The sequence below is a fragment of the Streptosporangium sp. NPDC006013 genome (assembly GCF_040614275.1).
Classification (GTDB): domain Bacteria; phylum Actinomycetota; class Actinomycetes; order Streptosporangiales; family Streptosporangiaceae; genus Streptosporangium.
In genome coordinates, this window is record NZ_JBEXUE010000626.1 from 1 (window position 1) to 4,942 (window position 4,942).

The 4,942-nt window shown below is 67.6% G+C and carries 5 protein-coding genes; 3 read left to right on the forward strand and 2 right to left on the reverse strand.

Annotated elements, in window-relative coordinates:
- Positions 1–245 precede the first annotated feature (245 nt).
- Entirely contained in the window at positions 246–1,418 is a 1,173-nt protein-coding gene (gene fxlM / locus ABZ260_RS46420; RefSeq protein ID WP_355631074.1) for a methyltransferase, FxLD system, read from the reverse strand.
- A 211-nt stretch (positions 1,419–1,629) separates the two neighbouring features.
- Between fxlM and ABZ260_RS46425 the strand changes: the two genes are divergently transcribed.
- The 3 genes from ABZ260_RS46425 (at position 1,630) to ABZ260_RS46435 (ending at position 4,611) form a co-directional block, all read left to right on the forward strand.
- On the forward strand, positions 1,630–2,085 hold the full coding sequence (locus tag ABZ260_RS46425; protein WP_355631077.1) for a hypothetical protein: 456 nt from the start codon (positions 1,630–1,632) through the stop codon (positions 2,083–2,085).
- 214 nt (positions 2,086–2,299) lie between these two features.
- Entirely contained in the window at positions 2,300–2,902 is a 603-nt protein-coding gene (locus tag ABZ260_RS46430; protein WP_355631080.1) for a hypothetical protein, read from the forward strand.
- 725 nt (positions 2,903–3,627) lie between these two features.
- Entirely contained in the window at positions 3,628–4,611 is a 984-nt protein-coding gene (locus ABZ260_RS46435; RefSeq protein ID WP_355631083.1) for an alpha/beta hydrolase, read from the forward strand.
- Here the strand turns inward: ABZ260_RS46435 and ABZ260_RS46440 are convergent.
- Entirely contained in the window at positions 4,589–4,843 is a 255-nt protein-coding gene (locus tag ABZ260_RS46440; protein ID WP_355631086.1) for a helix-turn-helix domain-containing protein, read from the reverse strand. The two genes, ABZ260_RS46435 and ABZ260_RS46440, sit on opposite strands and share 23 nt — an antisense overlap.
- Positions 4,844–4,942: the final 99 nt, after the last annotated feature.

Below are 4,942 nucleotides of genomic sequence, written 5' to 3' on the forward strand. Positions count from 1 at the left end.
GCAGCGGCAACTCGTCCGAGCTCTGCTCCGCGGCGCGACGCTTCAGCGAACGGTAGGTGGTCCTGGCGCAGTTGGCGGTCACGATGTGCACATCGTCCGGGGAGCCTTTCATGTCTACGTTCTGACCCCGGTCCCCGAGGGCCGCCACGCCATCGCGACGATCGCGCAGATCCTGCAGAAGAGTTGATCGCGGTTCCGCCGCGATCGAAGCGACGGCCGGCGCCACCCGCGCTGACGGCAACCCGCTACGAATCCTGCCACGACAGGGCCAGGGTGGTGTGGTGCTTGCGGAGGAGCAGGCCGCCGCGCGGAGGGTCACCCAGGTAGGCGTCGATACGGAGTCCGGTCGTCATGGGGCGGTCCGCCATGTCCCACGCCTGGACGTGAGCGACCAGCTCGCCCGCGAGCCGCAGCCGGTCCGGCCCATGGCCGCGAGCGATCAGGGTGCAGTCCGGCGACGGCTCCAGCATGCAGAGGTTGTCGCGCTCGACGATTCCGACGGCCATCCGGAACCCGGTCAGGTCGAGCGGGGGCGAGGCCAGCCAGCCGGGTCGCGCCTCCGACATGGTGCACCAGCGGGGCTCGTGCACCGCCAGCCAGAGGCTCAGCCCGTCGAGGAGCTGGGAGAAGCCGACGCTGATCTCGGTGGAGAGCTCGACCACGGGTCCGTCGAGCGCCGCCAGCACGTCACCGATCTCGCTCGCCTCGGGCAGCGAGATCGTCAGGTCGGACTCGCGGTCCAGTACCAGCGTCGTCTCGGGACCCGCGAAGGGGCCGCGCATCCGCATGAACCCGCAGGGCAGCACCGAGCGGCTCGTCCAGTGCCCGTCCGCTCGCTCCATCGCCACCGAGCGCTGCACCCCCCGCAGGTCCAGCGGGGCCACGAGGCGCCCGCCGGGCCCGAGTTGCTCAAGCCAGGCCGGTGCCAGGTCCCACACACCGACGGTGGCGATCACCCGGTCGTAGGGCGCCCCCGGCAGGAATCCCTCGGATCCGTCGGCGCACACCAGCCTCACCTCGGGGTGCCCCGCGACCGCCAGGTGCTCCCCGGCGAGCGTGACCAGCTCGGGGTCGATGTCGACGCTCACGACCTGGCCCTCCGGCCCCACCAGATGGGCGAGAAGCGCGGCGTTGTAGCCGGTTCCGGTGCCGATCTCCAGCACGCGCTGCCCCGGCTCCACTCCGAGCTGGTCCAGCATCAGAGCCATGATCGCCGGCTGCGAGGAGGAACTGATCGGGCGGCCGTCCGCGTCGCGCTTGGTCACGATGGCGTCGTCCTGGTAGACGGTCTGCGCGGGAAGCTCGGGCAGGAACACGTGCCGTGGCACCGTCCGCAACGCGTCGGCCACGACCTGGCTGATCCCACGGGTACGTACCCGCGAGACCAGTTCCTCCCGTAACGCGTGCCACCCAGCCATCGTCGACCTCCGTGCCGTATGCGTATGTGGCGGCCTGAGTTATATGCCCCGGCGAGCGGAAAATGTCGCTGTGCCGGATGTCGTATGGAAAAACGGATCCTGAGGGCCGTGACGGTACCCCGCATGCGAGGGTCACGCAACGCCCGCGCGGGCAGGAAATCCCTCTGCCCGATTGACAGGGAATGTTAGGGAACGGCTCTAACATCTCAGCATGAACAGCGATTTCGACTTCCTGCACGGTACCTGGGACATAGACAACCGCAGGCTCCTCAAACCGCTGAGCGGAGGCGATGAGTGGGAGGAGTTTCCCAGCGTCGCCGTCTGCCACGGTTTCTTCGACGGCGCGGGCGTCTTCGACGAGATCACCTTCCCCACGAAGGGCTTCAAGGGGGTGTCGATACGGACCTTTGACGTCAGACGTGAACTGTGGGCGATCTACTGGATCAACAGCGAGACCGGAGTTCTGCACAATCCCGTCTTCGGCAGGTTCGCCGACGGGAAGGGCGTGTTCCACGGCGACGAAACCCATGAGGGCACGCCCGTCCGGATGCGGTACACGTGGTCGGAGATCACACCGACCTCGGCCCTGTGGGAGCAGGCGTTCTCCGCGGACGGGGAGAAGACCTGGGAGACCAACTGGACGATGAGGCACACCCGCCGCGCGTGACATGGCACGGGTGAAGGGCGGTATCCGTAGGGCGGATTAAAAGACTGACCCACGCCGGTGCTCGCCGAGTACTGGTGCTCCAAACAAAACGGCCCTGAGCAGTGCACTAACACCAGCTCAGGGCCTAGATCCGCCTCCTGGCCTACCAGGAGAGGACCCTGTGTTCAACCCTGCCGACGCCCCCGTAGTCGCCACAAACACTTCACCGAATCAGGTGATCGGCGCCCCGGCGACCGCGAACCCCCTGCGTGATCTCGGCCCCGGCGGGAAGACGGCTGTCTCTGTCATCGCCGCCCTGGTCCTCGCCATCGGACTCATCGGGTTCGTGGCCTCTTTCGTGAAGGTCGCCCAGGCCGCAGAGCCGTTTTTCGGTGTCGGACTCGCGTGGATGGTTCCCGTGGGCATCGACGTCGGCATCCTCGCCTGGCTGGCGTCCCACGAGATCGGCTTCAAGGTGTCGGAGAAGACCATCATCGCTGCGGCTCCTGACGGTCGTGACGCCGTTCGTGGCGGCATCCGGGAGCTGGAGACCTACGGGTACCTGGTGCGCGAGAGGGAGCGTCTCGGCGGCAAGTTCAGCACCGTCGACTACATCCTGTGCGACCCGTTCTCGGCCCAGTCATCCCCTACGAACAGGCGCAATGCTCTCTCCGTCCTCGATACCGATCCACCGGTCAGCAGCCTGCGGGAGAACCATCGGCGAACTAATCAAGCAGTGCTCACACCCCGGTGGATGGGCACGACATCCCAGCGGCGATCAACTCTCCCGGCCGACCAGCGGGGGCACGATCTTTGCGCAGGACTCAAGGTCCAGTAGCTATGAGTGCTCACCCGCCGGCGGCTGTCAGGCCCGAGTCTGCCGGAGTGACGGACTCGTTAAGAGTGATTAGTAGCGAGAAAGACCAGGTCACAGCCTCCCGGCAGCATCCTTGATCAGGATGCGAAGCCATAGCGCTCCGCAGTCGTCTGGGGTACCGGTTTTCTCGCGGGGCCGATGAACAGCCACGATGCGGTCCGGACTCTCCGTCGGATGATGGGAGCCGATCACTCACAGCTACTTTGCCCCTGGTGGCGCCGACCCGCGTGGAGGGCCTACCAGTACGTCATGCACCTGGACCTGGTCGGCGGCCCGCTTCGCATCGCCCAAGGTGACTTCCCGAATCGGGTGTGGATGCGCGACATCGCGGACTTCCATCTACAAAGAGCGCTCGCCTACGAGGCATAAGCCGACCGTGGGTTTCTCGGCCCTTGAGCAGCAACCGAACGGCCAGTGACGTTAGCGAGCCGTCGGGGCTGGGGTTATCGCCACTGCCGGTTCGGATGCGGGTGGTCGCGGCCCTGATATGGCAGGGGAACGAGAAGTGACGCTGGGGAACTTGGGCGGGCCACATCGTGGAAGTTGCTGATCCGGCAACAGGATTTAGGCGACTGACCAGGTCAGCGGGATGATCGGTGGTAGCGCCCGCGGAGCAAAAGGGGACGCGGAGCGGGGGCAAGAGCACTGCCGCTGGCAGAAGCGGGCACGCCATCTGGAGGAGACCCATGTCGCAGCACGTCGCAGAGATCACGCATCGTTCGGTGTCCGTGCCGGGCGGCCGGATTCATGTCGCGGAGCAGGGAAGCGGACCGCTGGTGCTGCTCGTCCACGGCTTCCCCGAGTCCTGGTACTCCTGGCGCCGTCAGCTCCCGGCGCTGGCGCAGGCCGGTTACCGGGCGGTCGCGCTCGACGTCCGCGGCTATGGCCGATCCTCCAAGCCGGCCGCGGAGGACAGCTACCGGATGCTCGCTCTGGTGGAGGACAACGTCGCGCTGGTGCGCGCCCTGGGCGAGGAGTCCGCAGTGATCATCGGCCATGACTGGGGCTCGAACATCGCGGCCACGTCCGCCCTGCTGCACCCCGAGGTCTTCCGCGCGGTGGGGCTGCTGAGTGTGCCCTACGCGCCGCCCGGTGGCCCCCGCCCCACCGGCATCTTCGCTCAGATGGGCGGTGACCAGGAGTTCTACGTCTCCTATTTCCAGGAGCCGGGCCGCGCCGAGGCCGAGATGGAACCCGACGTGCGGGGCTGGCTCGCGGGCTTTTACGCGGCGCTGTCCGCCGAGACCATGCCCGGCCCCGATGCCCCCGACCCGCACTTCGTCAGCCCCGGCGCAACGCTGCGCGACCGGTTCCCCAGCGGCCGGCTGCCTTCCTGGCTCACCGAGGACGACTTGGAGGTGTACGCCGGGGAGTTCGAACGCACCGGCATGACCGGCGCGCTCAACCGCTACCGCAACATGGACCGCGACTGGAAGGACCTCGCCGACTTCAACGGCGCCCCCATCAAGCAGCCCTCCCTGTTCATCGGCGGCAGCCTGGACGCCTCCACGACCTGGATGGCCGACGCGATCAACGCCTACCCGGCCACCCTTCCCGGGCTGGTCTCCTCCCACCTCCTGGACGGCTGCGGCCACTGGATCCAGCAGGAACGTCCCGAGGAGGTCAACCAGTTCCTGACCGAATGGCTCACGGCCCTGCCCGCCGCATAAAGGCCCCTCTGCCGCGCCCGCCCAGGCTCCCTGGCGCGAGGTCGAGGATGAGGGAGCGTTCGGTGTGCTCGTCGGCCAGGGTCCCGCCCAGAGGGGTGCGCTCGTAGTGCACGGATCGGCCGGTCCGCGTCCGCGTGACCAGGCCAGATTCGCGCAGCACGGCCAGGTGGCCGCCGACTGCGCCCAGGCTGAGACCCAGCTGGCGGACCAACTGCGTGGTCGTCGCCGGCACCGACCGTCTGGGCAGCGGTGATGCCCAGGCCGTGGTGCTCGTTGACGTGGTTGACCAGCGACTCGATGGTCGGGGTGCCGGGGGTGTCGAGCACCCGCA